Source organism: Flocculibacter collagenilyticus, assembly GCF_016469335.1.
In the GTDB taxonomy this organism is placed as follows: domain Bacteria; phylum Pseudomonadota; class Gammaproteobacteria; order Enterobacterales; family Alteromonadaceae; genus Flocculibacter; species Flocculibacter collagenilyticus.
This window is the reverse complement of sequence record NZ_CP059888.1, coordinates 278,613-298,371: the sequence shown is the minus strand read 5'-3', so window position 1 is coordinate 298,371 and position 19,759 is coordinate 278,613. Positions and strand designations below refer to the sequence as shown.

Sequence of the window (19,759 nt, the reverse complement as noted above, 5' to 3'; positions counted from 1 at the left end):
CGCTTTCCCTTATTGTACATTAACAGACATATTAGGACGCAAGTATGCCGCCCCTTGCACAACCACTTGCTCACCATTCTCAACGCCGTCACTTAGCGCAACATATTGCTCATTAATAAAGGCAATGCTAACTGCTCGCGATACCGCTCGTTGATTTTCAATCACGAATATAGTGCCCTGCTCACGCTGTGCTTTTACTAATGCTTCGATGGGGATGAGTGCAACCTGCTGCGTCGAATTTACCGAAATCTTTGCGTGGCCGACAAAACCTGCAAACAAGCGCTTTGCCGTTGCCTCTAGTTGTAATTCCACTTCAAACAGTCCATTACCACGTGCTGCTGCGGCTATTTCTGTAACTGTTGCATTGAAGGTGTTAGCGGGATAAGCATCAAAGTTGATAGTGGCTGCGTCTCCCTGATTGAGCTTAATGATGTCTTTGTCGGTTAAACCTATTCGTAATACCCAGCCTTGTTTTTTATTACTCATTTCGAATACAGCTTGATTAGGGGCAACCAATTCACTTTCTTCCACCATGCGCTTAAGAATAACCCCGTCATCTTGGGCTTTTATTTGCGAGTGCTTGAGGTTGAATTCTGAGATTTGTAAATTTGACTTAGCAACATCTACTTGTGTTTGCGCACTTTGATATTGTTCTTGAGTGATCACTTTGTCGTTATACAACGTTTCAAAGCGTTTAAGATTTCGATTAGCGTTTTCATATACCGAACGCGCCTGTTCTACCTGCGCTTTAATCTCGGCTTGATCTAGCTTTGCTAACACTTGCCCACGTTTTACGGTGTCCCCTTCATCCACTAACACACGCGATGCAACGCCGCCAATTTTAAATGATAATGACGTTTGCTTTTTATTGGCTAATGTTCCCACACTTGCAATGGTTTGCTGGTAAGTTTGAAACTGCACTTCAGCAACGGTAACTGCTTTAGCAACGTCTTGCTGAGCATACACAGCTAAACTACACAAGCTAAATAAGCTAATCGTGAGTAATAGAATTAAGCTGGAAAAGAGTTGATGAAAGCGCATTATTTAAGCCTCAGAATGAGTAAGTTTCAAATGTATTCAGTGTTCACATTTATGGTAATGCCTATTCCCTCAACCGTCAACAACCACCTTTCACTGTATTAACCAGCTATTGAGTCTAAAAGTTTTTCCTCAATGTACGCTGTGCTTGTTATCAAAAAAGGCTATAGACACCTATCCCTATACTTTTATTCTTCCTGTTGAATATTACAAAACGAGGTCGCTGCTACCCGCCTCCTCATCAGAATTGAGATTATTTATAGCAAAAAAGTGTTTTTTTGTGACTTAACGCTAAATATAATGCGAAATATAACCCTTAAGACTTTAATTGCCCCCTCATCAGTGGCTATAATCTTGAATAATTAAATAAAATAGATCGTAACTCTTCGACAAGTAGGACTAACTCTATGAAAAAACTATCTGTTGCATTGGCACTGGTAATTTCAGCATCATCTGTTTTCGCAGTAGCCGCGGAAGACAAATCGAAAGATGACGCCATCAAAAAACGCATTCAACCGGTAGGACAAGTTTACGTCGAAGGTGAAACTGCAGCCGCTGCACCAGCAGCACCAACTGGCCCACGTTCTGGTGGCGATGTATTCCAAGCTAGCTGCTTTGCTTGTCATGGCACAGGCGCGATGGGCGCACCTAAAAAAGGTGATAGCGACGCTTGGGCACCACGCCTAGAAAAAGGCATGGATGTGCTAGTTGATCATGCGATTAATGGCTTTAATGCCATGCCACCAAAAGGCACGTGTATGTCTTGTTCTGATGACGAAATTAAAGCTGCTATCGACTTTATGCTAGAAGGCGCATAACTTTTATTACCACGTCAAAAATGACTTAAAAAAGACGGATCATAAGATTCGTCTTTTTAAAACACCTCATTAATGCTTGTCACAAGCTTAAAACATCTCCATTTATTTTAAAAAAAGAGCAATTACAACAAGATGCCATTTTGTTTGTGTGGTTATTCCTTTTCGATATAGACAAGCTTTTGCAACCTGATAGACTGGCTCATACTCAATGTGTTATTCAATATTAGAAGGGATCACCTCATCCATGCCCAGCAGTGTAAATGGCATTAATATTGGTAGTGAACATCCAGAGCATAGCGTCTCTTCTCAAGCTTCATACCAGCAACTAATGCATAAAAATAAGCGATTACAGCAATTGCTTACTAAATATAAACATTTACGCACTGTTCAACATGGTTTATTACAGCTTTCTGAACTGGCTAGCACTGTTACAGAAATGACACTGTTCTATCCCGCCATTCATAAAGTGGTGTCTTCACTTTTTAAAGCAGAAAACTTTTATATTGTGCTGCACAGTGAAGAAGAGCAACAGTTAGAGCTTCAATACTTCACCGACTTAGTTGACCATAACACCATCCCCTTTATCGAGCCCAGTAGCTTTTATACTGGCTTAACCGGATTGGTTTACCATTCTGGTGAACCCTTATTAGTAGATAAAGCACAGCAACAACAGTTAATTGATGAAAACAAAGTAGCGCCCATTGGCTCTTTATCGCAAAGTTGGATGGGTGTGCCAATTTGCCGTAACAACCAGGTTATTGGTGTTATGGCCGTACAATCTTATGACTCGTCAGTCTGTTATGGGGCCGTTGAAGTTGATATTTTAGCATTCATAGCAACACATCTTGTCACGGCAATTAACCGAGTGAAAAGCCGAGAGCTGCTAGAGTATGACGTGAAGCAGCGCACCATTGAACTCAGCCAAACTAATCACGCGCTAGAGCTAGAAGTTAATGAACGACAGCGAGCTGAAAAGCTGCAAGAAGCCCTATTCAAAATATCCGAATTAACCGCTGCTACACAAAGTATGGATGAGTTTTATAGCCAAACACATCATATTTTGGCTGAACTTGTGTATGCAGAAAATTACTTTATTGCGTTACTCTCACCTGATAAACAACAGCTTAGCTTTCCTTATTTTGTTGACTGTTATCAACAACACGCTAAGCCACGTAAATTAGGATGTGGCTTTACCGAGCAAGTTATCAATTCAAGAGAAGCGATACTGATTGACCGAGAAAATGCATTAGCCCTTGCAAAATCGGCTGAATATCAACGCCGTGTGGGCGACAAAACACCTGATCGCATTACTACCAGCTGGCTAGGTGCACCCCTAATAATTGATGGCGAGGTAATCGGTATTATAGCGGTTCAAGCTTATAACAATCGGTATCAATACCAGCAAAAAGACGTTGATCTCGTCAAATTTGTGTCTACCCACCTTGCCGTTACTATTCATCGTAAATTGGCGTCCGAGAAACTAAAAGCAAGCCACGAACAGTTAGAGCATAAAGTGTTAGAACGCACGCAAGAGCTCCGTCAGTCTAATTTATTTCTGCGCTTACAAATTGAAGAACGTAGAAAAATTGAAGAAAAGCTGTATTACGACGCACACCACGATGCATTAACTGGCTTACCTAATCGCACCTTATTTACTGAACGTTTAAAGCAAGCTTTATTACAGCGTAAACGCCATCATGAACATAACTTTGCCGTATTGTTTATTGACTTAGATCGCTTTAAAAAAATAAACGATACGTTAGGGCATCATGCTGGTGATCAATTCTTAATTGATGTGAGCGAGCGTATCACCGAATGTATCCGTGATAACGACACGCTAGCAAGACTCGGTGGCGACGAATTTGTCATTTTACTGAATTTAATGACATCGAAGGATGATGCCGAAGATATCGCTCAACGTATTATTAGCAAAATAGCTAAGCCATTTACCTTCGAAAATCAGCAAGTATATAGTGGTGCAAGCATTGGTATTGCCGCATGTACTGATGCGTACAACGACAGTGATGAAATTATGCGAGATGCTGATGCGGCCATGTATCAAGCAAAACATATTGGACGCGGACGTTATGTGGTATTCGACGACAGCATGCGCCAACAATTGTTGGAAGAACTTACCCTAGAAGAAGCATTACACCATGCTGTAGAACAACAAAAGTTTGAGTTCCAATTTGAACCTATCGTTAACTTGGAAACGGCTCAAACTATTGGTTTTCAGGGTAATACATATTGGCAACATCCACAGCTAGGTAAAACCCCGTTGGCTGATATTATTGATATGGCTGAATCTATTGGTGTGATGGAAGATATTGATCAACTGATCGTCGATGCTACTTGTCAGCACATGAAATCAGGTCAATTACAGGATGCCGCACTTGTTTGTCTTACCCTAACGCCTAGCTGTTTAACCCAACCGAAAATGATAGCAGCCATTATAGCGCGCATTCAACAGCACAACTTAGCGGTACAACGCTTATGTTTTCAGTTTGAGGAAACAGCACTATTAAAATTGGGTGACGCGGCTCAGCATGGTTTAAAAATGCTAAAACGGGCAGAGATTAAAACTGCGTTAACCGGCTACGGTAGCGGTACCATGTCATTAACCTGCATTAGCCAATACCCATTTGATTTTGTTAAGCTAAGTGGAAACTTTGTGAAGAGTTTATATACCAACCAAAAGCATCAAACGTTACTAAAAACGGTTATCGCATTAAGCCAAGGGTTAGGTTTTAATTTAATCGCACAAGGCATTACATCGCAAAAATTACTGTTATTAGTACAAGAGCAAGGCTGTGTGTTTGGGCAAGGCCACTATCTAGGCAACCACCTTACCCCATCCATGAGCGATGAACGCAATGCATGCGACAGCCATACATCACTCGCTACGGTTCAACATAGCGCGTAAATTAGAAATATGTGATTTGGCTTTTTCTTGGCGCTGCGATTTCGTTTCTATTTTTTTACCCAACTCCCAAATTAAATCATCTTGTGGTAATTCGTGTAAAAATCGACTGGGTTCAGGACGAATTGTTTCACCATATTGACGACGTTCTTTTGCCAATGTGAAAAACAGCTCTTTTTGTGCGCGTGTAATGCCTACGTATGCCAAGCGGCGCTCTTCATCGACATTTTCTTCGTCAATACTGGTTTGGTGTGGCAATAAGCCCTCTTCCATACCCACCATAAAGACATACGGAAACTCTAACCCTTTAGAAGCATGTAAGGTCATTAACTGTACCTGATCCGCCTCTTCTTCCTCTTCATTGCGTTCCATCATGTCACGCAAGGTAAGCTTGGTAACCGTTTCGGCAAGTGACAGCGGCTCATTTAAGTCATCGCCTTCTAGCATATTGCCAATCCAGCGGTACAGTTCGCTAACATTTTTCATGCGCATTTCTGCGGCTTTAGCACTGGCGCTAGTTTCGTATAACCAATTTTCATAATTAATTTGCTTAACCAAGCCACGAACTGCATCAATGGTGTCGCCACGCTTAGCTTGATCAGCCGTTTCCACTAGCCAACGGGAAAAAGCCTGCACTGCAGTTAATGAACGCCCTGATAAGCGCTCTGCTAATTCAGGTTCAAAACAAGCAGCAAACAAACTAATGTGCTTTTCATTTGCTAATGTGCCTATTTTCTCTAAGGTGGCTGCACCTATTTCGCGACGAGGCACATTACAAATACGTAAAAAAGCATTGTCATCATCGGCATTTACCAATAACCGTAAATAACCCATGATGTCTTTAATTTCTGCGCGCGAGAAAAATGATGTGCCACCCGAAATTTTGTAAGGAATACGGTTAACCATTAATGCTTTTTCAAAGACGCGCGATTGATGGTTACCACGATACAAAATGGCATACTCGCCATACTGTGTTTTATTAATAAAACGGTGGCTAATTAATTCAGCAACAACGCGTTCAGCTTCATGCTCTTCATCTTTAGTACCAATGATTCGTAGCGGTAAGCCATATTCCAGCTCACTGAACAGGGCTTTTTCGTATACGTGAGGGTTATTGGCGATAAGTATATTAGCTGACTTGAGTATACGACCATAAGAACGGTAGTTTTGCTCTAGTTTAATTAATTTAAGGGCAGGAAAATCTTTGCCTAATAACACTAAGTTTTGTGGTTTTGCACCACGCCAAGAGTAAATAGACTGGTCATCATCGCCTACTACGGTAAAGTGTGCCCGCTCACCAACTAACAGTTTCACAAATTCATACTGGCTAGTGTTGGTATCTTGATACTCGTCCACCAATAAATATTGAATACGGTGCTGCCAGCGCGCTCTTACTTCTTCCGAGTCGCGTAACAATAAAGTAGGAATAAGGATCAAATCATCAAAATCGAGGGCATTATATGCACGTAAATGTCGCTGATATTTCTCGTAACATGCAGCAAACTGACGCGATTGTGCAGAATCTGCCTGCGCTATGGCTTGCTCAGGCGATAGTAAATCATTTTTCCAGTTACCAATATGGCTTTGCAACATTGACAGTAAGTCTTTGTCACTTTTAAGCTCAGTTTCCGTTAATTCATCTAACAGTTTTTTTGTATCTTGATCATCATATAAAGTAAATCCAGGTTTAAAGCCCAGCGTTTTAATTTCTTTTTTGATGATCTCTAAGCCTAACGTGTGAAAGGTAGAAACAATCAACCCTCTTGCTTCTTTACGCCCAAGGGTTTGACTAACCCGCTCGCGCATTTCCCGCGCTGCTTTATTTGTAAAGGTTACCGCAGCAATATTTCGGGCAGGCATGCCACAATTTTGCACTAAGTGCGCAATTTTATTGGTGATCACGCGCGTTTTACCAGATCCTGCACCTGCTAACACCAAGCAAGGTCCTGTAACGTAATGAACGGCGTCGTGCTGGCCGGGATTTAACTTCATTTAAATTGCACTCTGTAATATTGGCGGAAATTGCAGCATTTAACGGGAGGGGGATTTTATACCAATTTAAGCGTAAGCAATACGTATCAAAATAAATTTTATTCTTCTACACTAGTCTTTATAATCAATCTTATTGATAGATAAACATATTATTTAACGGGCCAATCGTCATGATCAATCCTAAAAAGTTAGAAGAAATCGCTAAGCAAATCTCAAACTCCATGCCTGAAGGCGTAAAACAATTAGCCGAAGGAATGGAAAGCAAAACTAAGCAAGTTATTCAGCATAAATTGTCTCAGCTTGATTTTGTATCCCGTGAAGAGTTTGATATTCAGACTCAGGTTTTACAACGCACCCGAGAAAAACTCGCAGCACTTGAGCTTAAAATTGCAGAATTAGAACAAGCGCTTCAAGCTAAAACTGCACAACAAGCAACGGCTTCTAGCGACAATCAGCCCGACTCAGAATAACAAACCCAAGGAACGTTCATGTCATTCATTCGCTCAATTAGTCAATATCTGCTCTTAGTTACTATATTAGCCACAGCCTTATCTGTAAGCCTACAAGCCAGCGCTGCAGATACCGTATATATATTTCGCCATGCAGAAAAAGCAGATGATGGCACTAGCAATCCACCGTTAAATCGTAATGGCAAACTGCGTGCAAAATGGTTAACGGAATACATTTTAGCGAACACTGACGGCAAAATTACTCACGTTTACAGCACCGACTATTTCCGAACTAAACAAACCGTTCAAGCCATTGCGGATAAATCTAAACTGTTGATTACCGAATACAACCCAAGCGACTTAAAAGCGCTAGCCGATAAAATTCGTAAGCAAGACGGCACTATTATTATTGCAGGCCACAGCAATACGGTACTAGAAACCATTCGCGAATTAGGCGGAAAAGCAGAACTGGCAATTGAACATGACGAATTCGACCGCCTATATAAACTGACCTTTACAGGCCATAAAGAAAGCAGAAAAGCAAAAACTGAACGTATTCAAACCCCTAAAAAATTTCCGCTAAATGAATAGTTAGCTGAGCGGCATGAGTCACAATCCTCACTACCATAAAATTTGGCTAGTGGTAAAAGCCATTCCCAAAGGAAAAGTAGCTAGTTATGGTCAGGTAGCAGATTTAGCGGGCTTACCTGGCCGCGCTCGCTTAGTAGGAAAAGCGTTAGGAGCGTATACTGATGAAGCTCATCAGCTGCCTTGGCACAGAGTATTACGCGCTTCAGGCCAAATCGCCTTTCCTGCGGGCAGTGATACTGCAGAAGAACAAAAAGGACGATTACAAAGTGAAAATGTTGTCGTTAATGGCTACCGTGTAAAGCTTAAAGAATTTCAATGGCAGCCCGATTTATACGAGCTGCTATTTACGCTAGATTCGGCAGAGCGAGAGCATTAAACCACGCATCATTTATGCGTGGTTTCCCCCAGCGCTAAACACGCTTTTATCAGTTCTTTTTTAGAAAAATCAAAACTAGATACAATACTTAACATGTCTTCTCGGCCTAATAAACGCCGCTGAATTTCTTTGTTGGATAAGCCCTGCTGTGCCAATTCGATAACTGAATCAACAAGCTCAAGAATGAAGTCGCGCTTTTTTTGAATATCACGTTTGCCTTGTTTCATGATGCCGCGATGCGGGCAAAAAGCAGTGTCAAAGTCTAACTCTAGTACTTTATTTAGGCTGGCAAGTTGATGGGCTAAATCTTCCTCTTTATGTAAGTAACGTACCTGTGAGGCAATGTATAAATCGCCCGTAAATAACCACCCGTTTTGGTTGTCATAAAATACGCTCATATCATCGGTGTGACCAGGAGTGAGCATAACATCTAACTCTACGCCTGCGTCTGATTTAAACTTATCTGGAATTAACTTAGCCTCAACTTTATTACCTTTACCCCAGATCATCTTTCTTAATTTAGGCACTGGAAATCCGTTGCTTACCAATTGCTGGCATAATTGATTAGTGTGAATTGGCAAGCCTAATTGATGGTGTAGTGCACTGGCGTTGCCACTATGATCTTCATGGTGGTGGGTTAATAATACCTGCTTCGTATTTGATGCTGTGGCAAACTCTTTTACGAACGGCCATTGATTGCTTGGACCACAATCTATCATTACGTCTTTATAGGTATATACAATAAACGTGGTGTTAATGCCTAAATTAAATCGACCAACCCGAATGCCTTGTACTGGTCCAAAGTTTACTGCTTCAATGAGTGCCATAAATGTTTTAAATGCCTAAATTAAATACTGTGTTCAAGCCTGATACCAATTTTAAATGGTACGACCAGTTACAAAGGCAAGCTTAGCAGTTTTAATGCGTTTCTCAAGTAGTACCTGCGCGGGAAAGGTTATGATGACTTGAATATGCAGTGGCGCTTAAGCAACCACTCGATTACGGCCGCTCGATTTTGCAAAGTACAAATTAGTATCGCTGCGTTTCATCCATGTTAACCAGCTTTCATTTGACTGTAATTGTGCAACACCAATACTTACGGTTGGGGTATGTTGGGGAATAATATTCAGCGATTCAAACTGACTTCTCATGTCTTCTGCCACAAGTAACGCATTCTTAAGGTCGGTGTTGTACAAGTAAACTAAAAACTCTTCTCCGCCCAACCGGAACACTTTATCTACGCTGCGGCAGCGGCTTTTTATTAATCCTGCAAACTGCTTTAATACTTGATCGCCCACATCATGACCAAATGTATCGTTAATCTTTTTAAAGTAATCTAAATCTAATGTCATTATCGTCATAGGAATTGCTGAACGCTGATGTTGCGCAATGGCTTGCTCTAAATTGGTTTGTAGTAGTGCTCGGTTTAATACGCCCGTTAACGGATCCGTGACCGCTTTTTTACGCAATTCATATTGTTGCGCGGCTATGACGTTCATAAAAATAGCTGAAAAAATGCTAACCATACTTAGCGTAACAATGACCCTAATCGCAATCGTTTGCTCAAGCATCACCCAAGAAAAAGGCACGGCAATTACCAACAAAAGTGCATTGGCAATCCAAGCCCAGCGACTTTGCAATAAGAAATAAAATGCAATAACGGCTGGGTAACACCAAAACACGCCAATGATGCCTTGGTAATATAACGCAAAGACTAAAAAAATTAATATAAGTGGTACTAGCCCGTAAAGAATGGAGCCTGGGTAGTAAGTACGCCGCTTAGCAATACTCCAAGCGTTAATCGCAAAAATAACGAGAATAACTGTACCGGCTATTCCTAAAAATATCCGTCCTTGAATCATGTTATTAATGGTAAAAGGCGTTAATAGCAAAATGGACACGGTCGCTAGCGCTACAAATAATTTATGTAGTGACTTTGGTATATCTGCCTGCCTTTCTGTGTATAGATCCATTAGCAGCTCTTAACTCATTCAACAATAAGATTATATGCCCTAATAAGGCGTGTTGATGTACTACATAGAAAAATAATATATAAAAGCATAGTGCGCATTTGTTTAATGCAATGGCTGTTTAGTTGCTATTAAACAGCGATACTCACTAATACAAGGTATTACACACAGGTAAAAGATGCTGATTAATCAGCATCTTTTTTAACACGCGAAACTGTACTGGCTAAAAACCGTTAGTGCCAGTTACACACTGCTATTGCTCTGACTCCACAGCTTCTTCGGCTACACGTTCAAATAACCCATTGGTTTTATTTATAAACTGTGGCGTAGAGGTGGTTCCTGTAATATTCCATTCAGGAGGCAGCAAGGTGCTGTCATAGTGAGGGATCACTTCAAAGTCGTCTCGTGGACTTTTTATCATAATAAATAGCCCCATAAATACGCATACAATCCCACCCACTAACAATGAGCGGCGTTGATGGCTATGATGAAACGCTAAATAAAAATTTAGCCACAGTAAGCTGAACGCTAAAAATGCGTACCAAAAGTACGTCATTGGACCTAATACGCTAGGCGCGTTTAAGTTAAAACTCACCATATCTAATACAAAAGATGACAATAAAACGAGTAAGAATAAGACGTAACTTACCGTAAGCTGCGCAGATAATTTCACTTCATTTTTAAACAATCGAGTAAGTAGCGCGAAGAATAGTGGCCACAACGAAATAACAAAAAAGGAAGTAATTACACCAACAATCAGCTTATTCATGTCAACTTTATCGGGCGTTTCATAGTAACCAAATAAAATGAATACTCCGACAAACAATAAGCCACTCAGCACTGCCCAACCAGCATGATTTAATGGATATAAAATATCGTCTAAGCCACTAATTTTGAGGGTTTCAGAAACTGGATGATGATCAAACAATATGCGGATACTAATTTTGCCAATCGTAAAAATATATCCTGATTCCACCTCAGTATTGCCCAGTAGGCGCTGTCTTTTCTGATCGAAAATACCATTTGACGACTTTAAATCATGCATCCACCAGCGGCCTTCTCCATCTCGAATTAGCTTAGCATGATGAGGATCTACGTGCGGCTCGGTAAGGACAATATCATTATCGTAAGCACGGCCAATCGTAATTTCTGCGGCATCAATTCGCTCACGGTGCAGTACTTTGCGCGAGCGGCTGATGGTTTCAATTGTTAGCGCCATACTGCAGCCTCCATGAACTTCTTGGTAAATGCTTGTGCTAGTGATTGCTCAACACCTGACAAGGTAAAATGACTAATTAATCCCTGTTGTTCTTTATCAATAGAAGCTGCGATATATACGATATCAAATAACCCAGCGTAATCTTTATAGGCTCTGGCACAAAAAACCGACTTTATTTGCGTGTCTTTATTTGCTTGTACCAAATCATGTGTACATTGAAAGTTGGTCACATCATCCTTACTCGCCTTATTAGCGGGTGCAGCATAGGCAATGCGTTTTTCGTAAAAATTGTAAAAACGAAAACTACTGAACTTTTCCGCATTTAACCATTCATACTCCATCTCAAACATACCTGTTTCTAACGTATCAGAAATGAAAATACGCTCAGATAGGGCACAGTTTGAAAAGGTGCTTTCAACTTGTTTATCTTTTTTATCACTATTTGAATTTGCCCAACACTTAACAAACGGTGCCACTTCGCCTGCTACAGTCGCAGGACCCAATGACACTTGCTGCCATTGGCCATTAATGATTTCGTCCAACATGCGCTTTTGGTTAGAAATCAGCTGAGAGCGAATAACTGTTTTTAATGCTGCGACTTCGCTGACCGGCTCTAGCTCAGTTTGCGCAATAAGCCGACTTAATTGAACAACAGGTACTAAAAACCCAATTTGATTACCCGCCGTTGCCACATTTATGCCAATGACTTCTCCCTGCTGATTAACCGCAGGGCCGCCCGACATGCCCGGATTAATTGAGCCCGTAAAGTGTATACGCTGATAAAAGCTATTTTTCTTTAACCCATTATACGTGCCAGGCACCACAATCATGCCAAGATCATGTGGGTTACCCAACGCAAAAACTTCGTGCCCCTGCCTTGGCGCCTGTTGAGAAAGTACAAAGGGTTTTGCTGTTAATTCACTACTTTGCACAATGGCTAAATCATTAATCACGTCAACATTTAAAATGCTTAACTCGCCGCGGTCGCCGCTTTTAGTTTGATACTCTAAACGATATTTTTCAGGAGATTGCACATAACCCGACACAACATGATAGTTAGTAGCTATATCGCCTTTGTCAGAGATAATAAAGCCAGTACCAATAGAAGACTTTCCACCCGATTGTTTTTCAATTAGGCGAATTTGCACTAGTGACTGTGCATAATCATCAAATAGCTGATTAGCTTCTTTTGCCGTGCTACTAGGCACAAACCATAACTGCATCAGTAATAAACTTAGCACTAATGCAGCAGGTAGAATAATGGCATTACTCTTTGCTGAATTCACGATGGTAAAATCTCCTTATAACTCTATTATTCAACTATTTAGCGGTTTTGATACCTGAGCGCTTTCCAGATTTATCTGTTTGGGTAAAAATCTCACCAAAGAAATCGCCTTCCACCCACGTTGGTCTTTGTTTAGCATTCGCCACTTCCAGTCCAATCATCATATTTACTTTTGCAAAATCCGCAGCGGCTTCATAGCTAATTGGCAAGTCTAGTTGATCAGAAGGTTTGTGGTAATGTGTCTTTAAAAAATCGCCCCATACTTTACCGCCTTCAATTGACGGGTCTTTTGATTTCATACCTGTCATTAAAAAGACGGAAGGAATGCCTTTTTTAACAAAGTTATAATGGTCACTACGGGTAAACAACGCTTGTTCTGGCATAGGATCAGGGCTAAGAGCTAAGCCGAGTTTATTGGCAGCACGCTCTACACTTGGCCCCATGGTTGAATGGTTAGCTCCAAATGCAATCACATCAGCAAACGGGAATAAAATTAAAGGCATATCAAGGTTTACATTCGCAACCATTGCATCAATAGGTACTGTTGGATTATTGGCGTAATAACTAGAGCCTAATAACCCTTTTTCTTCACCAGTGACCACCACAAATAAAATAGAGCGCTTAGGCTTTTGTTCAAGTTGGCTAAGTAAACGCGCTGTTTCTAATAAAATAGCCACACCTGACGCATTATCAAGTGCACCGTTGTTGATGCGATCAGGTGTTGTTATGTCTTTCGCTAAGCCGATGTGATCAGAATGGGCGCTAAATACAACATACTCATTTTTTAATATTGGATCGCTGCCTTCAAGTACAGCAGCCACATTTGGGCTGGTGATGTCTTTGTGGTAAGAACGGCGCTTTAATGTAATTTTTGTATTTAACGGAAAGCCTTTAATTGCCTTATCTTGATGTTCCGCTTCGAACACTTCTGTAAGTGGCTTTTCAGCCTGACTGAATAAATGTTTTGCAGCTTCTGTATTGATATAAGCGCTACCTTTTAGCTGCTCAAAAGTGCCATGCGGTTTATTGTCGTTTAACCAAGTGACGCTTGGTGTACCTAAATACAGTAAACGACTTGCATACGAGCGTACTTTTTCACGCTTAGGTGTGTGAATACTAATAAACCCGACTGCACCACGTGCCACCGCATGCTTCTTCTTTTCATAACCCGACTGTAAATGCGCACCTTCTTCACTTGGTAGTGCTTTTGGCCTTCCAGCAAGCGCGACCACTATTTTGCCATCCACATCTAGTCCGTCGTAATCATTAATGCCAAAGCGCTCGCTTACCATTCCGTAGCCCACAAATACCGCTTCAGCCGAGACTGCTAGGTTGTCGGCAACACCACTGCCCGCCGCCAAAAACTGTTTAGGGTAATTCACTCTTACATCACCACCTGCTTGATGTACTATGAGCTCAGCCCCTTTCGGTGTTAAATACGCTTTACGTAATGGCACATTTTGGAAGTAAGTATCATTGTCTCCTGCAGGCGTTAACCCTAATTGCTGAAATTCGCTAGCAACATAGTTTGACGCAATATTATGCCCTACACTGCCAACGTCCCGCCCTTCAAGATCGTCACTGGCCAAAAATGATAAATGTGCTTTTATATTGTTTGCATTAACGTCAGGTAAGTTTTGCGTTTGCGGGGTATGCTTATGATTAGATTCGTTGCAACCTGCTAAAAAAATAATGCCAGTTATCAAAATACATAAGATTTTGATGGCGTGGTAAATGGGCTTATTTAACATATTATTATACCTAGGATTAATCTACTGCAAGAAGATGGTTTTATCATAGCAAAGTTGTACGGGTATTATCGTAAATCGACCGCCTTTTTATTATCGCACCGCAAATATTAATAAAAATGGCTCATAATGTACCCGTTTTCACAAAAAACGATAATAAAACAAGTTGTTGGCACAGGTTTAGTTAACCAATTCCATTAGATAAGGCTATAATAGCAATACCTATAAGCATTATGGGCACACAGCACAATGCCAACGACTTTCCTTCTTAATTTAAGGTGCGCCGTTCAATGAACTTTTTCCAGATTCGATCTACTTACCTATGTTGGTTAATTATTTTTACCGCCTTAGCGTTAAACATGAGCACCGCCTATGCTGATGACTTTCGCATTAGCGGCTTTGCACGCCTAATCGCGGGGAAAACGTTAGACCAGCAAGTAACCTATGAAGGATTCGACGATAGCTGGTCTTTTAACGACCAAAGTTTGATTGCCATTCAACCTGAATATCAAATTAACGACAACCTTAGCGTAACTACCCAGTTCTTGTATACCGAAAACCCTGAGGTAGGATCAGAGGTTGAGTGGGCTTATTTCACTTATCAAGCATCACCAAATTGGCAATTAAGGGCAGGTAAATTACGAACCCCTTTTCTTTCGTTAAGCGACGTAATTCATGTTGGTTACACTTACCATTGGGTTCAAGTGCCTAATGAAGTAAACGCCGAGTTTTTATTTAGCAGCTTTGAGGGTTTTGATGCGATTTATAGCGTCAATAATGAAAAATACGCGTTAGATTTACAGGGCTATTATGGCAAACATGATGATAAACTGCGCACCGACAACCGTTTCGATATTGATACTGATGTGTCTAACTTTTGGGGGCTAGTGGCTACCTTTCGGTTAGAACATTACACATTTCGCACTTCATACCATCAACTTCAGGTGAAACTTACAGGCACGCCTGCGGATCAATTACGCGACATCATGGGAGAGCTCGGCTTTAGTAAAACCCAAGAAGCACTCAATATCGACGATATTATGAATCTCTACCAAGCTAGCGTGAATTACGAACGACTTTCGCATTTTATGAAGTTAGAAACCATTTATTTCAATTCTGACGAACCATTAACCCATAGTTTATTTAGTGCTTATTTAAGTGCAGGCTACCGCTGGGACACGTTAACGATACACGCAACGGCCGCAATGCGCCGCGACTACTTAGTCGATTTCATTAATGATGAAATACCCAATGATACCCCGGCCAACATTGCACTAAGAGAATTAGTAGAAGTCGCACTAGACGATCCACCGTATTATGATGTTCGCTCGCTTGCATTAGGTTTTCGTTGGGATCTGGTCGAGAATTGGGCATTCAAAGGAGAAGTAAAGAAGCTCTTTAGCCCGTCTGATAGACTTGGTGCATATAACACCACCCCTGTTAATTTTGGCAACGAGTTTGATGGCAACAGCACCGTGCTAACATTTGCTTTGGAATGGGTGTTTTAGCGATGCATAACGTATTACTTAGTATCCGATTTATTTTGAATGCACTTATATTAACTGCACTCATCAGCCCGTGTACTTCTATTGCTAACGATAATGAAAGAATTGTGGTTATCTCTCATCAAGACACCAACTTTCAAGTACTCACACAGCAGCAAGTTAAACGCATTTTCTTAGGGAATAATAAAGGGGCAGCTTCCAAAGATAACTTAAAACCAATTAACTTGCCTTATGAACACCCTGTACGCATTTTGTTTAGTAATAAAGCAATAGGTCTCACTGAAGCGCGAATTAAGGCGTTTTGGGCACAAATGAAGTTTGCTGGAAAAGGTAATCCACCAATTGAGTTTGATAATATTGAAGCGGTTATCGAAAAAGTGGCACAATCACCTGGATATATTGGTTATGTGCCGTTAAAAGATGTAGCAGAAAATGCCCAAATAAAAATTCTCTACATGCTTTAAATAACGCAATAAATATCAAGTACGACATGCAGTGGTAACACTGGTATATAGTTCAAATGCAGTATTACCACACTGGTGTGTTGATTTGTCAAACGGTGCTTGGTTGATTATTAGAATAAACCTACAGCCCCTAATCGTACTCAACATACAATATTAGTACTGCACTGGTATCATTTGCGATATCGGTGAGATATAAATACGTAATCCCCGTACGCAACCCTAAAATTGAAACTTGTGGCCCTGCATCAGTGCTTAATATTGCCACTTCCTCATTCGCTACTTTCCAAATAAATTCGGGGGGATTGTTACCCGGACTATCTTCAATATTTATATGCAGTAATGGGGTGTCTAATGTTAACGTGTACTCCGACAAAGCAGCGGCTACATAAGAGCCAGAGATCATATGCATTAGTTTAGTGGCTGTTGGGTTGTTAGTATCAGTCACAGTCAACGAAGCATGATTAACATCCCTATTGTTACCAATATTCAAAGTGGCTTCAGCATGGCCTTGTCCAGCATGCATTGAAGATAAAGACATCTCGCCTGTATGCTGCTCTATTTGCCATTGATGATTAGCCGATTGATTTGCCCATCGGGTTAACGCCTTTAGTTGATAGGCTTTGTTGCGCACCATAGGTGATGGCACTCGCATAGCTAATGTGGGTTGCACTGCACTAAAGCCGTCCGCACTAAACGAATGCACCAACTGTTCTACGCATGCAACCGTATCTACTAAGTGTGTATTACACCCTTGATTATCATCAACTGATATTTGCACTTGGTGCGTACCACTGCGCTGTGAGGAGGCATAATATAGATAATACAGTGAACGATTTAACTGCATTAATTGATCTGCTACCGCCTCTGCACTTTTTGTCAGATTTGTTAATTCATCAACATGATAATATTGATGCTGGCCTAAATGACTTAACTCGGTATGTGCCGTTTCGTTCAGATCCAATATGTACAAGCTAGCAGCAGGCTTGTCATTCTGTATCTCCTGCAACGCATTTAACTCTTGCGCGTTAATACTGCTAACAGACTTAGTCACCAGAACATACTGGTTTAGCTCAACGGTATCTAATGTAAAAAAGTTGCTGCTTTCGCTTAATAAAGAAACTAAAGGAGTATGCAGCGACAGCGGTTGCTGTGTTTGTACAATGCCATCTATTGCCGTTAATAATGCATCCCTACTTTGTGTAAAAGGCAATACCAAGGTGTGTGTGTCAGATATCACCTGTATTGACAGATAGTGCCCTTGAGGCAAGCGCTGCTCGGTTTCAACCGCTGATACCTGCGTTGTTTGTGCATACCTGTTAATCAATGCCTTAATCGCATTCTTGGCACCAATAAACTCTGCCTCACTCATATTATTGCTGATATCTAGCAACAACGTTGTTTTATAAATTTGGGTCGCCACGTAATCAAAGTTATTTAAGTACAATTTGTTTGCTGCGATATCTTGACCGTTTTCAGTCACCATAAAGCTGTCTAAGGGTAGTGAAGTAATAGGTAGGTTGGTTTTATTATCAATCACTTGAAATATTGAGCTAACAACGGAAGGCTGCTCAACTTGCTGCTGAAAATAATGCAGGCGAACATTATGTTGATAAATGGATTGGCAGGTAATGACAATATCTTTTATGTCTGCGCCTTTAATTTGCCCCTTACCATTTTCCACACTACATATTTCACCTTCTGGCTGGGTTTGAACGATCACTTCATAGCGCGTTCCATCATCTAGTTGTGAAAACACCAGTGTATTTGCAACATCAACGGCCACTATTTCTGTTATTTCACCAATTTTTACAGCAAGTGTTAACGAATTAGATAAATCAACAACACGCGCTAATAAACTATATGTTTGTGTAGGAGTATTGGGTGAACTAGTTGACGGCGGTGGTGCAGGTGAAACAGTCGGCGTTTGCGGTGAAGAAGCGTCTGAACCGCCTCCTCCGCCACATCCTGTTAATACAAAAAATAAAACAAAAACAATAACATCGGTAACACTAAGTCTATTGTACAACATCCTACTGCCTCATCCTTCTGATTTAACATCAGTATCTGTACCTCTTAAATGAAGCCTAGTAAATCAAAGTAAAATGTCAAACTTAACGCAGTAAAATATAATCCTTTTTTCGTAGTGAAATTAAAAAGCCAATCATTATCAATAAGCTGCCAACAGTAAAACGTAACCAGTCAATGTTATGCTGCCAAAACAGCAAATTGACTAATAAACCAGCAGGAATTAATACATTATTCATCACCGCTAGTTGTCCTGTATTCACTTGTTTAGCTCCGCTGTTCCAAAGAAAATACCCCAAACCAGACGCACCAATACCTAACCAGATTACTATGCCCCATTGTAGCGACGAACTCGGTAAACGTTGCCAATTTGCGAATAACATAACAGAACAGGCGCTAATAATTGTGGCGCCGACAAAAAACCAGCCAAAGATATTATGTTGTGCTACGTGCTTAGGGATAACCAATCTTTTATAAAAAACCTGACCACACGCAAAGCATGCATTCGCTGCTTGAACCAATAAAAAGCCGACGATAAATCCATCATTCAAGGGTTGAAAGCGGATCACCCCTGCTCCAGCAACAGCAAATACAACAGGTAACAACCACTTTGTTGAGAGGCGTCCCTGCGACAATAGCTCATCTAGCATAGCCACATAAACGGGTGTAAAGATGGTAAATAACAGTACTTCTGGTACTGATAGAAACAAAAAACTGTGATAAAAGAAAAGGTACATCAACCCTAATTGAATAGCACCAATCGCACTCAGTTTTAGTCGTAAAATGTTTGATACTTGTTTAACTTTCATAAAAGGTATAAATACTATGAGTGCCAGTATCATGCGTGAAAACACAGCCAAGTAGCCATCAACTTGTCCCGCCAAGAACTCGCCGATGAGCGAAAAGCTAAAGGCCCACAATAAGGTTGTTATCCAAAGTTTGTTCATTTACTTCTTAGACTAAATCAATTCAATAATTTGCTTAGTTTAAACTTGATTGTTCATAAAAAGGAGCGCAAAGTAATCATTGCGACTTCATTCAATCCTAAAAGGAGCAACACTATGCCAATAAAACAAGATTATGTTGATGAAATGAATGTATTAATGCAGTTTAGTTTAGACAGCACACAAGCAGGCATTAAAGTGCACCACGATGCTGAACCCCATGTAGTAAACGCCACTAAACGCCTTTTTGAAAAAGGATTAGTCACCCAAGAAGATGGTGGCTATTTAACATCTTTAGGTCATGAAGTGGCCGAACACACACAAAACGCCATGATGGTATTAACCCGTAAATAACGCAGTCACTTGCTAATCACCCCGCTCTGTAGCTGCGCTTAATTATGCACAGCTACATGGT

Annotated in this window: 17 protein-coding genes; 8 read left to right on the top strand and 9 right to left on the bottom strand. The window is 40.8% G+C overall.

What is annotated here, in order from left to right; all coding sequences use genetic code 11:
* Positions 1–9 precede the first annotated feature (9 nt).
* Positions 10–1,041, bottom strand: a complete 1,032-nt coding sequence (locus HUU81_RS01375; RefSeq protein ID WP_199610498.1) for an efflux RND transporter periplasmic adaptor subunit — start codon at positions 1,039–1,041, stop codon at positions 10–12.
* Positions 1,042–1,445: 404 nt separating this feature from the next.
* On the opposite strand from HUU81_RS01375, the gene HUU81_RS01370 reads away from it, so the two are divergent.
* Both HUU81_RS01370 and HUU81_RS01365 read left to right on the top strand, forming a co-directional pair.
* A complete protein-coding gene (locus HUU81_RS01370; RefSeq protein WP_199610497.1) occupies positions 1,446–1,856 on the top strand; it encodes a c-type cytochrome in 411 nt (136 codons plus the stop codon).
* A gap of 208 nt (positions 1,857–2,064) precedes the next feature.
* Complete coding sequence (locus HUU81_RS01365) at positions 2,065–4,779, top strand: sensor domain-containing phosphodiesterase (protein WP_199610496.1); 2,715 nt, start codon at positions 2,065–2,067, stop codon at positions 4,777–4,779.
* Here HUU81_RS01365 and rep read toward each other — a convergent pair.
* Positions 4,750–6,768: a DNA helicase Rep gene (gene rep / locus HUU81_RS01360; RefSeq protein ID WP_199610495.1), complete on the bottom strand. Its 2,019-nt coding sequence runs from the start codon at positions 6,766–6,768 to the stop codon at positions 4,750–4,752. The two genes, HUU81_RS01365 and rep, sit on opposite strands and share 30 nt — an antisense overlap.
* A gap of 170 nt (positions 6,769–6,938) precedes the next feature.
* On the opposite strand from rep, the gene ubiK reads away from it, so the two are divergent.
* The 3 genes from ubiK to HUU81_RS01345 are packed head-to-tail and all read left to right on the top strand — an operon-like array spanning position 6,939 to position 8,184.
* Positions 6,939–7,238, top strand: a complete 300-nt coding sequence (gene ubiK / locus HUU81_RS01355; protein ID WP_199610494.1) for a ubiquinone biosynthesis accessory factor UbiK — start codon at positions 6,939–6,941, stop codon at positions 7,236–7,238.
* Positions 7,239–7,256: 18 nt separating this feature from the next.
* Positions 7,257–7,808 (top strand): SixA phosphatase family protein, encoded by a 552-nt coding sequence (locus HUU81_RS01350; protein ID WP_199610493.1) that lies wholly within the window; start codon positions 7,257–7,259, stop codon positions 7,806–7,808.
* 13 nt (positions 7,809–7,821) lie between these two features.
* Positions 7,822–8,184, top strand: coding sequence for an MGMT family protein (locus HUU81_RS01345; protein WP_199610492.1), 363 nt, complete (start codon positions 7,822–7,824; stop codon positions 8,182–8,184).
* Positions 8,185–8,192: 8 nt separating this feature from the next.
* On the opposite strand, the gene HUU81_RS01340 is transcribed toward HUU81_RS01345, so the two are convergent.
* From HUU81_RS01340 to HUU81_RS01320, 5 genes are all read right to left on the bottom strand, one after another.
* Positions 8,193–9,011 (bottom strand): MBL fold metallo-hydrolase, encoded by an 819-nt coding sequence (locus tag HUU81_RS01340; RefSeq protein WP_199610491.1) that lies wholly within the window; start codon positions 9,009–9,011, stop codon positions 8,193–8,195.
* 156 nt (positions 9,012–9,167) lie between these two features.
* The gene (locus tag HUU81_RS01335; RefSeq protein ID WP_199610490.1) at positions 9,168–10,157 is read right to left on the bottom strand and encodes a GGDEF domain-containing protein; all 990 of its coding nucleotides are present in this window, start codon (positions 10,155–10,157) and stop codon (positions 9,168–9,170) included.
* A 250-nt stretch (positions 10,158–10,407) separates the two neighbouring features.
* Positions 10,408–11,373 (bottom strand): FHA domain-containing protein, encoded by a 966-nt coding sequence (locus tag HUU81_RS01330; RefSeq protein ID WP_199610489.1) that lies wholly within the window; start codon positions 11,371–11,373, stop codon positions 10,408–10,410.
* Positions 11,364–12,659, bottom strand: a complete 1,296-nt coding sequence (locus HUU81_RS01325; RefSeq protein ID WP_233520552.1) for a S1C family serine protease — start codon at positions 12,657–12,659, stop codon at positions 11,364–11,366. The genes HUU81_RS01330 and HUU81_RS01325 overlap by 10 nt, the downstream gene beginning before the upstream one ends.
* Before the next feature lie 34 nt (positions 12,660–12,693).
* Entirely contained in the window at positions 12,694–14,409 is a 1,716-nt protein-coding gene (locus tag HUU81_RS01320; protein ID WP_199610488.1) for a M28 family metallopeptidase, read from the bottom strand.
* Positions 14,410–14,696: 287 nt separating this feature from the next.
* Here HUU81_RS01320 and HUU81_RS01315 point away from each other — a divergent pair, with 287 nt between their 5' ends.
* The gene (locus HUU81_RS01315) at positions 14,697–15,914 is read left to right on the top strand and encodes a hypothetical protein (RefSeq protein WP_199610487.1); all 1,218 of its coding nucleotides are present in this window, start codon (positions 14,697–14,699) and stop codon (positions 15,912–15,914) included.
* 2 nt (positions 15,915–15,916) lie between these two features.
* On the top strand, positions 15,917–16,375 hold the full coding sequence (locus HUU81_RS01310) for a hypothetical protein (RefSeq protein WP_199610486.1): 459 nt from the start codon (positions 15,917–15,919) through the stop codon (positions 16,373–16,375).
* A 130-nt stretch (positions 16,376–16,505) separates the two neighbouring features.
* On the opposite strand, the gene HUU81_RS01305 is transcribed toward HUU81_RS01310, so the two are convergent.
* Together HUU81_RS01305 and HUU81_RS01300 are read right to left on the bottom strand one after the other, a co-directional pair.
* Positions 16,506–18,404: a vWA domain-containing protein gene (locus HUU81_RS01305; RefSeq protein ID WP_199610485.1), complete on the bottom strand. Its 1,899-nt coding sequence runs from the start codon at positions 18,402–18,404 to the stop codon at positions 16,506–16,508.
* A gap of 82 nt (positions 18,405–18,486) precedes the next feature.
* Entirely contained in the window at positions 18,487–19,347 is an 861-nt protein-coding gene (locus HUU81_RS01300) for an EamA family transporter (protein WP_199610484.1), read from the bottom strand.
* A gap of 114 nt (positions 19,348–19,461) precedes the next feature.
* Between HUU81_RS01300 and HUU81_RS01295 the strand changes: the two genes are divergently transcribed.
* A complete protein-coding gene (locus tag HUU81_RS01295; protein WP_199610483.1) occupies positions 19,462–19,698 on the top strand; it encodes a TIGR02647 family protein in 237 nt (78 codons plus the stop codon).
* Positions 19,699–19,759 lie beyond the last annotated feature (61 nt).